Source organism: Luteibacter sp. 3190 (assembly GCF_031456385.1).
In the GTDB taxonomy this organism is placed as follows: Bacteria; Pseudomonadota; Gammaproteobacteria; order Xanthomonadales; family Rhodanobacteraceae; genus Luteibacter.
Window position 1 is genome coordinate 851,896 of record NZ_JAVDUO010000001.1, and the last position, 17,233, is coordinate 869,128.

General features: G+C 67.3%; 21 protein-coding genes. 16 read left to right on the forward strand and 5 right to left on the reverse strand.

Annotated elements, in window-relative coordinates; all coding sequences use genetic code 11:
• Window positions 1-13 precede the first annotated feature (13 nt).
• On the forward strand, window positions 14-490 hold the full coding sequence (locus tag J2X58_RS04055; protein WP_310046531.1) for a glycine zipper 2TM domain-containing protein: 477 nt from the start codon (window positions 14-16) through the stop codon (window positions 488-490).
• A gap of 150 nt (window positions 491-640) precedes the next feature.
• Here the strand turns inward: J2X58_RS04055 and J2X58_RS04060 are convergent, their stop codons facing one another.
• Both J2X58_RS04060 and J2X58_RS04065 read right to left on the reverse strand, forming a co-directional pair.
• Complete coding sequence (locus tag J2X58_RS04060; RefSeq protein ID WP_090053753.1) at window positions 641-1,075, reverse strand: cell wall hydrolase; 435 nt, start codon at window positions 1,073-1,075, stop codon at window positions 641-643.
• Window positions 1,076-1,551: 476 nt separating this feature from the next.
• The gene (locus J2X58_RS04065) at window positions 1,552-2,337 is read right to left on the reverse strand and encodes a folate-binding protein (RefSeq protein ID WP_345784557.1); all 786 of its coding nucleotides are present in this window, start codon (window positions 2,335-2,337) and stop codon (window positions 1,552-1,554) included.
• A gap of 126 nt (window positions 2,338-2,463) precedes the next feature.
• Here J2X58_RS04065 and J2X58_RS04070 point away from each other — a divergent pair, with 126 nt between their 5' ends.
• The 9 genes from J2X58_RS04070 (at window position 2,464) to lolD (ending at window position 8,855) form a co-directional block, all read left to right on the forward strand.
• Complete coding sequence (locus J2X58_RS04070) at window positions 2,464-2,631, forward strand: DUF1674 domain-containing protein (RefSeq protein WP_072320744.1); 168 nt, start codon at window positions 2,464-2,466, stop codon at window positions 2,629-2,631.
• A 60-nt stretch (window positions 2,632-2,691) separates the two neighbouring features.
• A complete protein-coding gene (sdhC, locus tag J2X58_RS04075) occupies window positions 2,692-3,084 on the forward strand; it encodes a succinate dehydrogenase, cytochrome b556 subunit (RefSeq protein WP_310046533.1) in 393 nt (130 codons plus the stop codon).
• Complete coding sequence (sdhD, locus tag J2X58_RS04080) at window positions 3,081-3,467, forward strand: succinate dehydrogenase, hydrophobic membrane anchor protein (protein WP_090053747.1); 387 nt, start codon at window positions 3,081-3,083, stop codon at window positions 3,465-3,467. The genes sdhC and sdhD overlap by 4 nt, the downstream gene beginning before the upstream one ends.
• 3 nt (window positions 3,468-3,470) lie before the next feature.
• A complete protein-coding gene (gene sdhA, locus J2X58_RS04085) occupies window positions 3,471-5,255 on the forward strand; it encodes a succinate dehydrogenase flavoprotein subunit (protein ID WP_090053745.1) in 1,785 nt (594 codons plus the stop codon).
• A 21-nt stretch (window positions 5,256-5,276) separates the two neighbouring features.
• Window positions 5,277-6,062: a succinate dehydrogenase iron-sulfur subunit gene (locus tag J2X58_RS04090; protein WP_090053744.1), complete on the forward strand. Its 786-nt coding sequence runs from the start codon at window positions 5,277-5,279 to the stop codon at window positions 6,060-6,062.
• A 96-nt stretch (window positions 6,063-6,158) separates the two neighbouring features.
• On the forward strand, window positions 6,159-6,407 hold the full coding sequence (locus J2X58_RS04095; protein WP_090053742.1) for a succinate dehydrogenase assembly factor 2: 249 nt from the start codon (window positions 6,159-6,161) through the stop codon (window positions 6,405-6,407).
• Entirely contained in the window at window positions 6,379-6,780 is a 402-nt protein-coding gene (locus J2X58_RS04100) for a hypothetical protein (protein ID WP_310046534.1), read from the forward strand. Before J2X58_RS04095 ends, J2X58_RS04100 begins: the two co-directional genes overlap by 29 nt.
• A 148-nt stretch (window positions 6,781-6,928) precedes the next feature.
• On the forward strand, window positions 6,929-8,170 hold the full coding sequence (locus J2X58_RS04105; RefSeq protein WP_310046535.1) for a lipoprotein-releasing ABC transporter permease subunit: 1,242 nt from the start codon (window positions 6,929-6,931) through the stop codon (window positions 8,168-8,170).
• Window positions 8,163-8,855, forward strand: coding sequence for a lipoprotein-releasing ABC transporter ATP-binding protein LolD (gene lolD / locus J2X58_RS04110; protein WP_090053737.1), 693 nt, complete (start codon window positions 8,163-8,165; stop codon window positions 8,853-8,855). Before J2X58_RS04105 ends, lolD begins: the two co-directional genes overlap by 8 nt.
• A gap of 2 nt (window positions 8,856-8,857) precedes the next feature.
• Here lolD and J2X58_RS04115 read toward each other — a convergent pair whose 3' ends face one another.
• On the reverse strand, window positions 8,858-9,607 hold the full coding sequence (locus J2X58_RS04115; RefSeq protein WP_310046537.1) for an anti-sigma factor: 750 nt from the start codon (window positions 9,605-9,607) through the stop codon (window positions 8,858-8,860).
• Complete coding sequence (locus J2X58_RS04120) at window positions 9,604-10,116, reverse strand: sigma-70 family RNA polymerase sigma factor (RefSeq protein ID WP_090053734.1); 513 nt, start codon at window positions 10,114-10,116, stop codon at window positions 9,604-9,606. The genes J2X58_RS04115 and J2X58_RS04120 overlap by 4 nt, the downstream gene beginning before the upstream one ends.
• Before the next feature lie 130 nt (window positions 10,117-10,246).
• Here J2X58_RS04120 and J2X58_RS04125 point away from each other — a divergent pair, with 130 nt between their 5' ends.
• The 4 genes from J2X58_RS04125 (at window position 10,247) to J2X58_RS04140 (ending at window position 14,682) form a co-directional block, all read left to right on the forward strand.
• Window positions 10,247-11,329 carry a catalase family peroxidase gene (locus tag J2X58_RS04125; protein ID WP_310046538.1) on the forward strand — a complete coding sequence of 361 codons (1,083 nt, stop codon included), beginning with the start codon at window positions 10,247-10,249 and terminating at the stop codon, window positions 11,327-11,329.
• Complete coding sequence (locus tag J2X58_RS04130) at window positions 11,326-11,883, forward strand: cytochrome b (RefSeq protein WP_090053731.1); 558 nt, start codon at window positions 11,326-11,328, stop codon at window positions 11,881-11,883. Before J2X58_RS04125 ends, J2X58_RS04130 begins: the two co-directional genes overlap by 4 nt.
• Window positions 11,884-12,249: 366 nt before the next feature.
• Complete coding sequence (locus J2X58_RS04135) at window positions 12,250-13,293, forward strand: aminopeptidase (RefSeq protein ID WP_310046542.1); 1,044 nt, start codon at window positions 12,250-12,252, stop codon at window positions 13,291-13,293.
• Window positions 13,294-13,410: 117 nt separating this feature from the next.
• On the forward strand, window positions 13,411-14,682 hold the full coding sequence (locus J2X58_RS04140) for a dicarboxylate/amino acid:cation symporter (RefSeq protein WP_310046543.1): 1,272 nt from the start codon (window positions 13,411-13,413) through the stop codon (window positions 14,680-14,682).
• 12 nt (window positions 14,683-14,694) lie between these two features.
• On the opposite strand, the gene J2X58_RS04145 is transcribed toward J2X58_RS04140, so the two are convergent.
• The gene (locus J2X58_RS04145) at window positions 14,695-15,501 is read right to left on the reverse strand and encodes a cytochrome c (protein WP_310046545.1); all 807 of its coding nucleotides are present in this window, start codon (window positions 15,499-15,501) and stop codon (window positions 14,695-14,697) included.
• Between the two features lie 88 nt (window positions 15,502-15,589).
• Between J2X58_RS04145 and J2X58_RS04150 the strand changes: the two genes are divergently transcribed.
• The gene (locus J2X58_RS04150; RefSeq protein ID WP_090177023.1) at window positions 15,590-15,973 is read left to right on the forward strand and encodes a thioredoxin family protein; all 384 of its coding nucleotides are present in this window, start codon (window positions 15,590-15,592) and stop codon (window positions 15,971-15,973) included.
• The gene (pncB, locus tag J2X58_RS04155; protein WP_090053725.1) at window positions 15,970-17,154 is read left to right on the forward strand and encodes a nicotinate phosphoribosyltransferase; all 1,185 of its coding nucleotides are present in this window, start codon (window positions 15,970-15,972) and stop codon (window positions 17,152-17,154) included. Before J2X58_RS04150 ends, pncB begins: the two co-directional genes overlap by 4 nt.
• The last annotated feature ends 79 nt before the right edge of the window (window positions 17,155-17,233 follow it).

The window sequence follows — 17,233 nt, forward strand, 5'->3', positions numbered from 1 at the left end:
GAGGCAGCCCGTCATGCTAACGATCGTCAGAAACTCCGGCCTGGTCGCCATCGCCCTTGCGTCGCTCTCGCTCGCGGCGTGCTACGACCAGCCGCGCCGCGGTGGCTATTACGACCGCGGAGACCGCGTGGTGTATTCGGGCTCGCCGCGCACGTGCGAGCAATGCGGCGTGGTGGAGGATGTCGAGCAGGTGTACGTCGACAAGCAGTCGTCGCCGCTCGGTGCGGTGATCGGCGCGGTCGCGGGCGGTCTGCTCGGCAACACCATCGGCAAGGGTGACGGCCGTTCGGCAGCCACGGTCGGCGGCGCGGTCGTCGGTGGTCTGGTCGGCAACCAGGTGGGCAAGCGCAACGGCGCCGAGGATGTCGCCTTCCGCGTGAAGATTCGCCTGGACGACGGACGCTGGGCGACGGTGACGCAGCGGGAAGATCCCGAACTGCGTCGCGGCGATTACGTGGAAGTCCGCGGCGATCGCGTCTATCGACGCTGATCGTTCGGACGTCTGGACGTCCAAATGAAAAACCCCGCCGATGGCGGGGTTTTTTTTGGGCAAAAAAAAGACCCTCATCCGAGGGCCCCTTTTCCCGGAGATCCCAAGCTGCCCGCCTGGATCCCTTTTCCCCCGCACGTTCCTGCGCGATCAGTTCACCGCATAGAACGCGTGGTCGCCGATCTTGCGAACGACGCGGCTGGCGGACCAGCTTGGCGATACCGCGACGGTGGCGAAATGATCGGCCTGCGGTACGTATACGAGGCGTTCGCTCTTCGGCAGGCTCCAGTTGTTGATGGAGTCGCCAGCGATCTTCCATGCCTTCGTCCATGCCACGAGATCGGTGATCTCGAAATCCTTCGGCATGAGGGTGATGGCGAACTGACGCGGCGCCTTGACGACTTCGCAGACGTTGTTGCCACCCATGCCGCGATCGCGGCGCCTGAGTGCGACTTCCGCCACGGCGTACTGGCCGATGGTGGGTTCGCTACGAGCTTCCAGGTACACCGTCGTGGCCAGACACGTCTGGTCGGCGAGGTGGCTCGGGAGGACGGACGCCATCCAGAGCAAAGCGGAAAGTTTCATGTGTATCTGCCTCCAACGAGCTTTTCCGTCACTTGCGGCGATAGCCATGGGAGACGTATGAGCGGTAGACGGGCGGGCAGGCCGTTACTACCTGGACCAACCGATGGCATCCGTCGAATCAGTGGAATACGGATGACTCGGGCGTCACACACTGTGACTTTACTGGGCGGCTGTCCGGAGCCGTCCGGTATGGGGTTGCGCCGCAAGGGAGCGGCATCGCGATGCGGCGGCTCCGTCGGCTGATAACGCGTCACGAAGGATCGCGTTGCTTGATCTCCGGCTTCACGCCGGGTCGCGCCAGAACCGTCATCGTCGACGGATCGTCGCGGGTGTCACCGTGTCGTTACACCACGGCCACTTCAAATCGATCGGCGGAGCCTAGTGGCGCGATTCCATTTGCGCAAGTGCGCGGGCTGTCTGGTTCAGCTTCGACTCATGAGAGCGAGAGAACAGATTTTTTACGATGCATGTCGCATTCAATCCGTGAATGTCGAAATGATGTGGAGGCGATTGCCCTCGATATCAAGATTCTGCGCCGCGGCCGTCGCATCGTCGAGTACGACGAGAGTCGTAGGCCGCGATGCGGATGCGTCGCTCGTCAATGCGATGCCGGCGTCGCGTCCGTTAATGCGCAGCGTCGTGCCTTCGATCAGTGCGCGATCGCTTTGCACGATGTGAAGATGCCGTTTGTGTCCGCCAAGAAAATGCAGGCGCGCAGCGATTTCCTGCCCGGGAAAACATCCCTTGTCGAACGCGACGGCGCCGATACGTTCCATCGACAGCGCGGGCGGCAACAACGCGTCGAGTGCGCCGTCTGGCAGCCATGCGTAACCCTTCGCGATGTGGCGCGCGCGCCACGCGTCGTCGCCTTCGTTCGCGGCGATGCGCAGCGACGCGTCACCTTCGCCAAGCAGCAGTGCACCATCGGCATCCTCGCTGGCCTCGCCATCGGCACGCGCGACGCCGTCGCCGACATGGAGCGTGTCCGACACATCGATCGTCACTTTCGAGCGGAACACGAAGCGTTTCAGATCGGCCGCCAGCGCGGTGGCGTCGCCGCCACGCGGGACGAGCACGAATCGCTCGTCGCCGATGCGCGCCACGTGAAGCAGGGCGCGGACCCGCCCCTTCGGATCGAGCCAGCCGCTGAAGTGCCAGCGGCCCACGGGGAGTCCGAGCACGTTGCTGCTCAGCTGGCTGTTCGCGAAGGCGGCGGCATCGCGGCCGGCGAGGGTGATCGTACGAGTGGTAGTACTCGGCATGGGGGCGGCGCGGGGAGGGTGGGAGGGGTAAGATATACGGTCGGACCGGGGCCAGACCAAGGTCCGAGCGTTCGTCAAGGTTGTGCTGCCGTGGCACAGGTATTACGCTTTTAGGGCTTTATAACCATGTCCGACAATCCCTCCGAACCCCAGGACACGAACGATTCCGCTCCGGCGAAGCCGCTCGTACCGCCAATCGTCCCCACGAACGGCGAACCGGGGGTCGAGAAAGCGCCATTGGACCCCACGCGTTACGGCGACTGGGAAAAGAACGGACGCTGCATCGACTTCTGAGTATCGGGAAGGCGAGGGGAGACTGTCGGGCACCAGCGATTCCAATCCAGGATAGCCGCCATGGCACAAACGGGACGACCGCTCTCTCCCCATCTCCAGGTCTACAAGTGGCAAGTGCAGATGGTCTCGTCCATCCTGCATCGCGCCACCGGCATCATCAATGCCGTCGGTAGCCTCGTCATCGTCTGGGGCCTCGCCTCCATCGCGGCGGGTCCGGAGGCCTTCGCCACGTTCACCGGTATCGCGGGTTCGGCCTTCGGCACGATCCTCCTGGTCGCGTGGACCCTCAACTTCTTCTATCACCTGTGCAACGGCATCCGTCATCTGGCGCAGGACGCCGGCGCGGGTTACGCCGTGCAGTCGTTCATCCGTTCGAGCTGGATGTCGATCGTCGGCGCCGTCGTGCTCACGGCGCTGGTATGGGCCTATGTGCTGACCGGGAGCCACGCATGAACAAGGACCTGCGCAATCCGCTCGCCCGGGCCCGCGGCCTGGGTTCCGCGAAGGAAGGCGTGAGCCACTGGATGCTCCAGCGCGTCACCGCGCTCGGCCTGATCTTCCTCACGCTGTGGTTCATCGGCACGATCCTCAGCCTCCTGCACGCCGATTACGCCACGGCCCGCGCCACGCTCGGCAAGCCGTGGAACGCGGTGCTGCTGATCGCCCTCATCGTCACCATGTTCCGGCACGCCACGCTCGGCCTGCAGGTCGTGATCGAAGACTACGTCCACACCCGCTGGCTCGAAGTGGCCTCGCTGGTGATCATCAAGTTCATCGCCGTACTCGCCGCGCTCACGGGCGTACTGGCCGTGCTGCGCGTCGCGCTCGGAAGCTGATCGATGGAAGCCTACAAGGTTCAACAACACAAGTACGACGTGATCGTGGTCGGCGCCGGCGGCGCTGGTCTTCGCGCCACGTTCGGTCTCGCCGAGAAGGGCCTCAAGGCCGCCTGCATCACCAAGGTGTTCCCGACCCGCTCGCATACCGTGGCGGCGCAGGGCGGCATCTCGGCCGCGCTCGGCAACATGGGCGAAGACGACTGGCGCTTCCACTTCTACGACACGATCAAGGGCTCCGACTGGCTCGGCGACCAGGACGCGATCGAATACATGTGCCGTGAGGCCATCCCGGCCATCATCGAGCTCGAACACTATGGCGTGCCGTTCTCGCGTACCGAGGAAGGCAAGATCTACCAGCGCCCGTTCGGCGGCATGACCACGCACTACGGCCAGGGCACCGCGCAGCGCACCTGCGCCGCGGCGGACCGCACCGGCCACGCGATCCTGCACACGCTCTACCAGCAGGCGCTGGCGCACGACGCCACGTTCTTCATCGAGTACTTCGCCATCGACCTCGTTTTCGAGGACGGCAAGTGCGTGGGCGTGCTCGCTCTCGACATGAACGAAGGCACGCTGCACCTCTTCCGCGGTCATGCGGTGGTGATGGCCACCGGCGGTTACGGTCGCGCTTACTTCAGCGCCACGTCGGCGCACACCTGCACGGGCGATGGCGGCGGCATGGTGCTGCGCGCCGGCCTGCCGCTGCAGGACATGGAGTTCGTGCAGTTCCACCCGACCGGCATCTACGGCGCGGGCTGCCTGATCACCGAGGGCGTGCGCGGCGAAGGCGGTTACCTGACCAACTCGGAAGGCGAGCGCTTCATGGAGCGTTACGCGCCGAACGCGAAGGACCTCGCGTCCCGCGACGTGGTCAGCCGCGCGATGACGATCGAGATCCGCGAAGGCCGTGGCGTGGGCCCGAACAAGGACCACATCCACCTCAACCTGATGCACCTCGGTCCCGAGGTCATCCACGAGCGCCTGCCGGGCATCGCCGAGTCCGCGCGCATCTTCGCGGGCGTGGACGTGACGAAGGAGCCGATCCCGGTCCTTCCGACCGTGCACTACAACATGGGCGGCATTCCGACCAACTACCACGGCGAAGTCGTCACCAAGCGCGACGACGATCCGGATTCGATCGTGCCGGGCCTCTTCGCCATCGGCGAGGCGGCCTGCGTGTCGGTGCACGGCGCCAACCGCCTCGGCTCCAACTCGCTGCTCGATCTCGTCGTCTTCGGCCGTTCGGTGGCCAACCGCTGCGCCGAGCTCATCAAGCCGGGCACGGCGCACAAGGATCTCCCGGCCAACGCGCTGGACAAGATCCTCGGCCGCTTCGACGCGCTGCGCTACGCGGACGGCACGAAGCCGACCGCGCAGATCCGCGCCGAGATGCAGAAGACGATGCAGTCCGACGCCGCCGTGTTCCGCACGGGCGAGACGCTGAAGGAAGGCTCGCAGAAGATTTCCGAGGTCTACTCGACGTTCAAGGACGTCAAGGTGACGGACCGCTCGCTGGTCTGGAACTCCGACCTCATCGAAACGCTGGAGTTGTCGAACCTGCTCGCGCAGGCCGTCGCGACCATGCATTCGGCCGAGCAGCGTCCCGAGAGCCGCGGTGCGCATGCCCGTGAGGATTTCCCCGACCGCGACGATCACGACTGGCAGAAGCACACGCTGGTATGGATCGACGAGGCCGGCAAGTCGAGCTTCGACTTCCGCCCGGTGCACATGTACACCCTGACGGACGATGTCGAAGTCGTGCCGCCGAAGAAGCGCGTTTACTGATACCGGACCGGAGAGGCCAACGTGGCAGAGTTCACGCTACCCAAGAATTCCCAGATCCAGGCCGGCAAGCATTTCCCGGCGAAGGGCGCGAAGAACGTGCGCACCTTCAAGGTCTACCGCTGGACGCCGGACGACGGTCAGAACCCGCGCACCGACACGTACGAGGTCGACCTCGATACGTGCGGTCCGATGGTTCTGGACGCCCTGCTGAAGATCAAGAACGAGATCGATTCGACGCTCTCGCTGCGCCGCTCGTGCCGTGAAGGCATCTGCGGTTCCTGCGCCATGAACATCGCCGGCACGAACACGCTGGCATGCACGAAGGCGATCGAGGACTGCGGCAGCGGTACCGTCAACATCTATCCGCTGCCGCACATGCCGGTGGTGAAGGACCTGGTCCCGGACCTGACGCATTTCTACGCGCAGTTCGCCTCGATCAAGCCCTGGATGCGCACGCAGAGCCCGGCGCCCGCGGACAAGGAGCGCCTGCAGTCGCCGGAAGACCGCAAGAAACTCGACGGTCTCTACGAATGCATTCTCTGCGCCTGCTGCTCGACGTCGTGCCCGAGCTACTGGTGGAACGGCGACCGCTACCTTGGTCCGGCGATCCTCCTGCAGGCTTATCGCTGGATCGTCGACAGCCGCGACGAGGACACCGGTGCGCGCCTGGACGATCTCGAGGATCCGTTCAAGCTCTACCGCTGCCACACGATCATGAACTGCGCGCGCACCTGCCCGAAGGGTCTCAACCCGGCGAAGGCGATCGCGGAGATCAAGAAGCTGATCGTGCAGCGCCGCTCGGCCTGACCCCCAGACGGCTGGCTACGAGCGGGCCATGTGGGAGCGCGCTTGCGCGCGCTCCCACATAAGCGCTTCCGCTTCCCCCTATCGCCGAGACTTTCCATGGACGAAGCCCGCCTCAAGCGACTCCGCTGGCGTACCCGCCGTGGCACGCGCGAGCTCGACCGCCTTTTCGGCGGCTGGCTGGACGAGCGCTTCGCCGACGCCGACGAGCCCACGCGGCTGGCATTCGATGAACTGCTCGACGTGCAGGATCCCGATCTCTGGGATTGGGTGATGGGTCATGCCCGCGCGCCCCGCGACGACTGGCAGGGCATCATCGATGACATCCGTTCGAGGCATCGCCTTTGACTACCGGCCATCCGTCGCGCTGACGCGGCTCGGCGCCGGCATCGTCTTTCTCGCTTCCGTATCGCCGCTCTTCACCGGATTGCCCGGGGTTCTCCGATGTTTCGTGTCCGTCGGCATCGCCTTCGTCGGCTGGCGGCAGCTGGCCGCCTGGCGCCGGCCGCCGGTGACGGCGCTGGCGTGGGCCGCCGACGGTGTCTGGAGCGTCACCCTCCCGGCGGGTTCCGGGCGGGAGGCCGAGCTCCGGCACGCGCGGGTTTTCGGGCGTGCCGTCTTCCTGGATCTGCGCTGGGACGGCGGGGCCGCGCAGGTGGCCCTGCTGCCGGATAACGCACCCGCCGAGGAGCTGCGGCTGCTGCGGGCCCGGCTGGCGTGAAGGCGCGTCGGAACCGGGATAGCGGCCTCGCTGTCATACGACGGGCGGTTTCCCGGTCGGCTTGCCCCGGCTGGCCGCATCGGGCACTCTGCCGCGCGGTACCTGCCTTTCGCGCGGTGCCCTCATCACAGGCGTTAAGTCGACAGGTATGTTCAGACCCCTAGAGCTCTTCATCGGACTGCGCTACACGCGCGCGAAGCGCCGCAACCAGTTCATCTCGTTCATTTCGACGGTATCGATCGTCTGCATCGCGATCAGCGTCACGGCGCTCATCACCGTGATGTCGGTGATGAACGGCTTCGACAGCGAGTTGCGCAACCGCATCCTCGGGGCGGTCTCGCACATCACGGTGTCCGGCATCGGCGAGACCGTGCAGAACTGGCAGCACGCGGTGACGACGGCGGAACATACCGAGCACGTGCTCGGCGCGGCCCCGTACGTCGAGATCCAGGCCTTCCTGCAGGCCCGGCGTCCGAGCGGCGCGTTGATTCGCGGCGTGCTGCCGGCCATGGAGCCGAACGTGTCGGACATCGACCGGCACATGGTCGAAGGGAAGATGTCCGACCTCACCGACCGCAGCTGGAAGATCGTGCTGGGCCGCGAGCTGGCGCTTGCGCTGGGGGCTTCGGTCGGCGACAAGGTCACGGTCGTCGTGCCGCAGTTCACGGCCACGCCGATGGGCGCGGTGCCGAAGCTGCGCAGCTTCACGGTCAGCGGCATCTTCGAACTGGGCATGCAGGAGTACGACGCCAACCTCGCGCTCGTGTCGATGCAGGATGCCGAGCGCCTCAACGGCCTCGACGGCCCCACCGGCGTGCGACTGAAGCTCGACGACATGCGCGACGCCTATCCCGTGGCGCGCACGCTCGCCAACGAACTCGGGCAGACCTACAGTTTCCAGACGTGGATGGACACCCACGCCAACTTCTTCCGCGCGATCGAGATGGAGAAGAAGGTGATGTTCATCATCCTCTCACTCATCATCCTCGTCGCCGTGATCAACCTCATCTCGATGCTCATGATGCTCGTCACCGACAAGCAGGCCGACATCGCGATCCTGCGCACCCTGGGTTCCACACCGCGCAGCATCATGGGAATGTTCATGGTGCAGGGCGTGCTCGTGGGCGTCGTCGGCATCGGCTTCGGTGTGCTGCTGGGCGCCGTGCTGTCGCTGAACCTTCCGGCGATCGTGAAGTGGATCGAGCACGTGACGGGCCAGAACTTCCTCTCGCCGGACGTCTACTACATCAGCGAACTGCCGAGCCAGCTGCTCTGGTCCGACGTGGGCTGGGTGGTGCTGACGACCTTCGCGTTCTCCCTGCTTGCGACGCTCTATCCCGCGTGGCGCGCCTCGCGCACGCAGCCTGCCCAGGCGCTCCGTTATGAATAAGCCGAACGACGACATCGTGCTGCGCGCCACCGGCGTCGCCAAGGTCTACGAGGAAGGCGACCTGCGCACGGGCGTCCTCTCGAACGTGAACTTCGCGCTGCGCCGCGGCGAAACCATGTCCATCGTCGGCGCCTCCGGCACCGGCAAGTCGACGCTGCTGCACATCATCGGCGGGCTCGACACGCTCAGCGCCGGCAAGGTCGAGGTGAACGGCCGGGTGCTTTCGGAGCTCTCCGACGCGGAACGCGGTCGCGAGCGCAACCGTTCGCTCGGCTTCATCTACCAGTTCCATCACCTGCTTCCCGAGTTCACGGCGCTCGAGAACGTCTGCATGCCGCTGCTCATCCGCGGCGTGTCGATCGCTCAGGCACAGAAGGAGGCCACGGCGTTGCTGGAGCGCGTCGGGCTCGGTTCGCGCCTGCGCCATCGCCCGGCCGAAATGTCGGGCGGCGAGCGCCAGCGTTGCGCCGTGGCGCGCGCGCTCGTCACGCGGCCCGCGTGCGTGCTCGGCGACGAGCCCACCGGCAACCTCGACGAGGCCAACGCGGCGCACGTGTACGAGCTGATGATCGAGCTCAATCGAGAGATCGGCACCAGCTTCGTGCTGGTGACGCACGATTCGCGCCTCGCCGGCCGGATGGATCGCACGCTCGAGCTGCACGCGGGCGAGCTGCACGAGCGCTAGGCTCAGATCGAGCGTTGCACCACGCGCTCCGCCGCGCCGCGGCCGCCGTCGTTCGCCGAGGCGACGACGGCGTAGTTGTGCCCGCCGTTCGACCAGTAGTTCGCGAGCAGGCCGTTTTCCTCGCGCGATCCGCGGGGGAGCATGCGGCGGGCCGGGCCGGGCGGCCGCACGTAGAAGCTCACCGTGTGGCCGTTGCCGTCGTCGTAGAGGACCATGCCCGCGGGACCCTGCTCGGTGGCGAACAGCCGGCCGCCGATGGGGCGGAAGCCGGCGTCGGCCAGATCGGGCAGGTGCACGTCGGAGCCGACGCGTCCCGCCAGCCAGGCGCGGAGGTCGGTCTCGTTGCCCGTCGTGATGTCCATGCCGACACCGTGGTCGAGCGCGAGCAGCCGATAGGCCTGCATGGCATCGGCCATCGGCGCGTCGCCCGTGCCGATCCCGCGGACGGTCCAGCCCGCCATGCTTCCGACGGCCAGGCACAGGAACAGCGACGCGGCCAGGGCCAGGCGGCCGCTGCGGCGCCGGCGCGCGGTTTCGCGCACCGTGATCGGATCCAGCCCGGGCGCGGGCGTCAGGTCGCCTGCGAGCAGCGTGCGCAGTTGCTGCGCGTCGTTCCGCCAGCCCTGCACCTCGTCCGCCTGCTCGGGGTGGCGGGCCAGGTAGCGTTCCACCTCGCTGCGGTGCGCGCTGTCGAGGTGCCCGTCCACGTAGGCATGGATGTCGTGTTCGCTCGGGGGCGTCGTGGTCGTCATTTCAGCAGTCGCAGGGACGGGGATTCGGATTCGCCTTCGCCAAGCTGGCGCAGGGCACGCCGGGCGCGCGAGAGACGCGACATGACGGTGCCGACCGGCACCTTCAGGATGTCCGCGACCTCGCGGTAACTCATGCCTTCCACCGTGATCCAGAGCAGCAGGCTGCGCTGCTCGACGGGCAGGGCGGCGAATGCGGCGAGCGTGGAATGCGCCAGGGCGACGCGCTCGGCGGAAGGCCAGGTGGGTTCCTCGCTGGGCAACGAGCCCAGGAGCAGCGCCTGCCGGGCGGAGCGACGCTTCCCGTCGAGGAACAACCTGTACAAGATCGAGAACAGCCAACCGCGCAGGCTCTCCTCATCGCGCCGGGTATGCCAGCGGGAAAGCGCGCGCTCGACGGTCGACTGGACTAGGTCGTCGGCGGCATGCACGTCACGGGCGAGCCACAGCGCGAAGCGCCGCAGGCGCGGCAGCATCGTCCGAAGGGCTTCGTCGATTCGCGGGTCGGACATGCCGGGCCTCTCGCCGGGGCTTTCATGGACGTTAGACGTCCGGTCGGGAGAAATATTCCCCGGTCCGGGAATAAAAGTCCCTGACGTACGTCCCACCCTGAACACGCCAACGCAACCAGGAACGCACACGATGACAGAGAAACGGCAGGACCCGCGCCCTCCGGCGCACGCGGCAGGACGATGGGCGCTGATAGGGCTCGCGGTGGTGGGCGCCGCTGCCGTTTTCGGGTACGTCGGCGGCTGGCTCGCGCCCGAGCGGCTGACCCCGAAGCGGATCATCAACGCGCTGCAGGCCAACGGAGGCGACTATCCCGGGTTCCGGCGCAACCATGCCAAGGGCATCTGCGTGACGGGGCGCTTCGAGTCCAACGGCGAGCTGGCGAAGTACTCGACGGCAGCCGTGTTCGCGCCCGGCAACACGCCGGTGGTGGGACGCCTCGCGATCCCCGGCGGAAACCCCTATGCCGGGGACAGTTCCGCGCCCATCCGCAGCTTCGCACTGCGCTTCGACTTGGCCGATGGCGAACAATGGCGGACGGGCATGAACGCCATGACGGTGTTCCCGGTGTCCGATCCGAAGGCGTTCTACGAACTCACGGTCGCGACGCATCCGGATCCCTCCACCGGAAAACCGGACCCCGCCAAGGCCGGCGCTTTCTTCAAGGCTCATCCGGAATCGGCGGCGTTCCTGGACTGGATCAAGACGGCGAAGCCGTCGGCGAGCTACGTACCGGAGACCTACCGCAGCATCAACGCGTTCTACCTGCGCGATGCGCAAGGCGAGCGCCACGCCGTGCGCTGGATGCTCGTGCCGGAGAAGGGCCCGGAGGGTGACGGCGGTGCCGCCGCCGGGGACACCGACTACCTGGCCGCCGACCTGATGAAGCGTCTGGGGCAGGGTCCGGCGCGCTGGCATCTGCAGATGGTCTTCGCCAACCCCGGCGATCCGGTCGACGATGCGACGAAGATCTGGCCGGACGATCGCCGCACCGTGGACGCCGGCACGCTCGTCATCGACGCCGCCGAGGCGCAGGCCGATGGCCCGTGCCGCGACGTGAACTACGATCCGACCATCCTGCCGCGCGGCATCGAAGTGTCCGGCGATCCGTTGCTTGCCGCGCGTTCGGCGGCCTACGCCGATTCCTACCTGCGCCGCACCAGCGAGGAAGCGCACGTCCCGGGCACGGCCCGTCCGAAGGAGGCCCAGCCATGAGCCGCGCCGATACGTTCCATGGGTTCGCCCGACTGCTGCACTGGCTGATGGCCGCGATGATCCTGTCGATGCTCTTCATCGGCGCCGGCATGGTCACGTCCGTCGAATCGAAGTACCTGTGGCTGGTGTCGATCCACAAGCCGCTGGGCATCGCGGTCTTCGTGCTCGCGCTGATCCGCCTCGGGTTCCGCCTGACGCATCCCGCGCCGCCGCTGCCGGCCGACATGCCCCTCTGGCAGAAGCTGGCCGCGCACGCGTCGCACTGGCTGCTGTACGCGTTGATGATCGGACTGCCGCTGATCGGCTGGGCCATGCTGTCGGCCGGTAACTATCCGGTGACGCTGGGCGGCGGCCTGCGCCTGCCACCGATCGTGCCAGCGGATGCGTTGCTGTTCGCGTGGCTGCGCGAAGCCCATCGCTACCTGGCGTGGCTGTTCTTCCTGACGTTCCTGGCGCACATGGGTGCCGCGTTGATGCACGGCCTGATCCGCCGCGACGGGGTCCTGCAGTCGATGACGGGCGGGCGACGTCCGGAGCGATCCGACATCGCCTGAGGCAGGCCCGCCGATCGCCTCACCGTCGCACCGGTGCACGCCGGTGCCCACGGCGAAGCGGTCGGTCGTCGCGACGCCGCGCACGCACGAACGCGTGGTGCGCGGCGCCCCCTCATGGACCGAGGACGTGGACCCCGGCGTGCGCCGGGGTGACGGGTTCATGCATGCGCTCAGACCCCCTGACGTCGCACCGCGGTGACGGTGACCGGATTCACGCATGCGCTCACACCCCCTCACCGTCGCACCGGCGCACGCCGGTGCCCACGGCGAGGCGGTCGGTCGTCGCGACCGCGCCCGAGCAGGTCCGCGACGAAGCGCGCGACACACCATCCCACGACGCCCGTCGGCCCGTGCAGAATAGGCCGGATGCGCCTCGCACTCGCCACCCTGATCGTCCTGCTCGCCGGCTGCCGCTCGCTGGGCTACTACGCGCACGTCGCGCACGGCCAGGCGGCGCTGCTGACCGAGCGCCGCTCGATCGCGAAGGTCGTCGCCGACCCGAAAACGCCCGCGAAGACGCGGGAGCGGCTCGAACTCGCGAGCGAAGCCCGCCGCTTCGCCTCCACGCGGCTGGCCCTGCCCGACAACCGCAGCTATACCTGGTACGTGGCGCTCGACCGGCCCTGGGTCGCGTGGAACGTGTTCGCGACGCCGGAGCTGTCCGTCGCGCCCATCACCCATTGCTTTCCGATCGCCGGCTGCGTGGCCTATCGCGGCTACTTCCGCCACGACCTCGCCCAGCGCGAAGCCGCGCGGGAGTCGGCGCTGGGGCACGACGTGTCCATCGGTGAGGTGCCCGCCTATTCGACGCTCGGCTGGTTCGCCGACCCGATCCTCAGCAGCATGATGCGCTGGGACGATGACGAGCTCGCTGGCACGATCTTCCACGAGCTCGCGCATCAGGAGCTCTACGTGAAAGACGATTCGTCGTTCAACGAATCCTTCGCCACGTTCGTCGAGCGCGAAGGCCTGCGTCAGTGGCGGCGTTCGCGGAACCTTCCCCCGCCGGACGAGCGCGGCGACATGCTCGATCGGTCGTTCACGCGACAGATCCTCGCGCTGCGCGAGCGGCTCGGGACGCTTTACGCGGAGGATCGTCCCGACGAGGCGAAGCGCGTCGCCAAGGCCGAGACCTTCGAGGCGTTCCGCGGGCAGTATCTGGTCTGGCGCGAGACCGAGGCGAAGGGCGACCGCCGCTACGACCGCTGGATGGCGAAGCCGTTGAACAACGCGCGACTGCTGCCGTTCGGTCTTTACGACACGTGGGTGCCGTCGTTCGCCGCGATCTTCGCCGATACCGGCGGGCGTTGGCCCGCCTTCTACGCGCGGGTCCGCGAACTGGCGAAGCGGCCACCGGACGAGCGGACGAGGGAACTCCAGCGGCTGGCGGCGCGGAGCGACGCCCTGTAGGCAAGGCGGGATGCAAGCCCCCAGCGTTCGTCCCGGCGAACGCAGCGTCCGATTTCGGGCGTCCGGACGTCCATACGCGGGTGTAGTGTCGGGGTTCGTTATATGGGTAGCCCTGTCATGTCGCTTCTCACCGCATGGTTCCGCATCCGTTTCTGGAAGCGCGTGGCCGCCGGCTTCGTGCTCGGCGCGCTCGCCGGCTGGGCCCTGGGGCCTGCCGCGGCGGCGTGGTTCGGCCCGCTCGGGCAGCTCTACGTCACGCTGATCAAGATGATCGCGGTGCCGCTGGTCTTCTTCGCGGTGCTGCACAGCGTGTCCAGCCTCCACGGGGTCAAGGATGTCGCCGCGCTGGGTTCGCGCACGTTCGGCTGGTTCGCGGCCACCGCGACGCTGGCCGTGCTCGTCGGCCTGCTCGTGGCGCACGTCGCGCAGCCCGGTCTGGGCGTCGAAGGTCTCTCGGCACCGCTCGACTGGAAGCCGAAGGCGGTACCGGAGCCCGTCAAGGTGCTGCTCGACATCGTGCCTGCCAATCCGTTCCGCGCGCTGACCGAAGGCAAGATCCTGCAGGTGATCTTCTTCGCCGGGTTGCTCGGCCTCGCGCTGGTGAAGATCGGCGAGAAGTCGGCGAAGCTGCGCGCGCTGGCCGGCGAGGCGAACGACGCGATGATCCAGGTGACGCGCTTCGTGCTCGAAGTCACCCCGCTGGGCACCTTCGGGCTGATCGCCGCGCTCGTCGGCAGCTACGGTTTCGAGAAGCTGCTGCCCCTGGCCAGCTTCGTCGGGGCGTTGTACGTTGCATGCGCATTGCAGATCGTCGTCGTATATGGCGGCCTGTTGCTGGCGCACGGCCTCAACCCGTGGAAGTTCTTCCGCGCCGCGTTCCCGGCGATGCAGGTGGCCTTCACGTCGTCGTCAAGCTTCGCCGCCATGCCGATCGCGTTGCGCACCGTCGTGCGCAACCTCGGCGTGAAGGAGGAGTACGCCGCCTTCGCCGTGCCGCTGGGCGCCAGCATCAAGATGGACGGCTGCGGCGCGATCTATCCGGCGATCTCCGCCGTGTTCATCGCGCAGTATTTCCATCTCGACCTGCAGCCGGCGCAATACCTCGTGATCCTGCTCGCCTCGGTCCTCGGCTCGTTCGGCACCGCCGGCGTGCCCGGCACCGCCACCGTGATGGTCACGCTGGTGCTGAGTTCGGCGGGCCTGCCGCTCGAAGGCATCGGTTACCTCGTGGCGATCGACCGCATCCTCGACATGATGCGCACGATGACCAACGTCACCGGCCAGATGGTCGTGCCCGTGCTGGTCGCGCGCGAACGGCGCATCCTCGATCTGGAGGTGTACCACCGGGCGTCGGGCGACGCGGTGGTCGAGGGCGAAACGCTGGCCTGAAGCAGCCAGGCTTCAGTGCGGGGCCTTTCGCATCGACATGTGCTTAAGGTACGCGACGAGGTCGTCGAGATCGGCGTCGGACAACACGGCGCGATCGAAGCCGGGCATCTTCGACTGCGGCCAGCGGCGCAGGTCCTGCGGGTTGCGGATCAGCGTGCGCAGCATGTCGGCCCGCAGGTATTCGGTCGGGTTGTGCGGGAGGTTGAGGTCCGGCCCCAGCTTCGCGTCGCCCTGGCCGTTGAGCGTGTGGCACGTGATGCAGTTGCGCTGGAACACCGTGAACCCATGCCGCTCCGGGGCGTCCCTGGCGAGACCGTCGGCGGGCCGCATCGCCGGGAAGCGCGACGCGGGGTCGGCGAGCACCCGGATGGTCGCCACCTGGTACGGCCACTGCTCGGGCCCGATGTGGCCCGCCGCCGGGCTCGTCCAGACCAGGTAGAACGGACCCGCGCCGGCCTTGCCTGCGCCCAGCGCGGGCCAGGGCTTGCCGGGCGGCTCCACGGCCAGCCAGGCCTCGGCGCCGCGGCCGTCGACGACCGCTTCCGCCGGGATCTCGGCCGCGAAGCCGTCGAGTGCCACGAACTGGAGGTGGGCGTCGGCCGCCACACCCGGCAGCAGCGCCTTGAGCGGCACGGCGAGGTACCTCGTCTCGCGGTGGTACGAGACATCGTCCGGAACCCGCACCTCGCGCACGTCGGCCCGGGACAGCAACTGCTCCGTCGTAAGCGCGCGCGGGCCCGCGCCGGTGTCGATCGTGAGCGTGGCGGCGCGCGGGGCGCCAGCGATGACGAGTAGCAGGGTAGCCAGGAGAAGGCGCACGAACGTTCCTTGGGAATCGCGGGGGACGGCCCTCGGATTATCCCCGCAACGCCCCCATGTGGAGCGGACACGACGCACGGATTTCCCCATGGCAGACACTTCCGTCCCCGACTTCTTCCAGCGCTTCCCCATGGAGCGCGTGACCACCGGCGAACTCGACGCCGAACTCGCGCGAGACGACGATCGCATCGTGATCCTGTTCCTGTGGGGCCGCGATTGCCCGAACTGCGACATCGCGAAGCGCCAGATCCTGCTGACACCGGAGCGGTTCGCCTGGCCGGAAGTGCGCTGGCTGCACGACAACGTCTACGACGATCCGAAGATGGCGACGCGCTTCGGCCTGCACGGCATCCCCGCGTGGTTCGTGTTCCACCGCGGGAAGAAGCTCGGACGCATCACGTCGTGGCCCGGAGCCGATGCCTTCGTCGACGCCGTGAACCGGCAGATCGCCGCGACGGGCGCGACGGCATGATCGTCACGTCGTTGCTGGATACCGACCTTTACAAGTTCACCATGATGCAGGTGGTGCTGCATCAGTATCCGGCGGCCGAAGTGGAGTACCGCTTCCGCTGTCGCACCCCCGGCATCGACCTCGTGCCGTTGATCGGTCGCATCCGCGAGGAAGTCGACGCGTTGTGCTCGTTGCGCTTCGACGACGACGAACTCGATTACCTGCGCGGCCTGCGCTTCATCGACAGCGATTTCGTCGACTTCCTCGGCCTGTTCCAGCTCAACCCGAAATACGTCCGCATCGAGCCGGGCGCTGAGGACAACGGCGAGATCGAGATCGTGATCGCGGGGCCCTGGCTGCACACCATCCTCTTCGAGGTGCCGCTGCTCGCGATCGTCAACGAGCTCTACTTCCGCGCGACGTATCCGGGCCTCGACCTCGACGAAGGGCGCCGTCGGCTGCAGGCCAAGATCGCGCTCCTGCGCGACACGCCCGGTTACGAGCGGGTGCGCATCGCCGACTACGGCACGCGCCGCCGCTTCTCCCGCGATTGGCATGACGAAATGCTCGCGACGCTCAGGGCGGAGCTCGGACCGCAGCTCGCCGGCACCAGCAACGTCTGGCTGGCGAAGCGGCAGGGGCTGGTGCCCATCGGCAGCATGGCGCACGAGTACCTGCAGGCGTTTCAGTCGCTGGGACCGCGCCTGCGCGACTCGCAGACGGCGGCGCTCGAGGCCTGGGCACGCGAATATCGCGGCGACCTCGGCATCGCGCTGTCCGACGTGTACGGGCTAGACGCGTTCCTGCGCGATTTCGACATGTACTTCTGCAAGCTCTTCGATGGGGCGCGGCACGATTCCGGCGACCCCTTCACCTGGGGCGACCGCGTGCTGGCGCACTACGAGAAGAACCGCGTGGATCCGCGCACGAAGACGCTGGTCTTCAGCGACGGCCTCGACATCCCCCGCGTGATGGAGCTCTACCGACACTTCGCCGGCCGCTGCCAGCTGTCGTTCGGCGTGGGCACGAATCTCACCAACGACGTCGGTCCCTCGCCGCTGAACATCGTGATCAAGATGACCCGCTGCAACGGCCAGCCGGTGGCGAAGCTGTCGGATTCACCGGGAAAGGCGATGGGCTTCGAGGATCCCGACTACGTGGCGTACCTGCGGAAGGTGTTCGGGCTGCCGTCGCCGACCTGAGGATCGCTCCCCGGTCATGGTCGGGCGGCGGAGCGGATCCGGCCGCGACGGCTTTTCGCGATAAGGCGGCAGGGCCTGT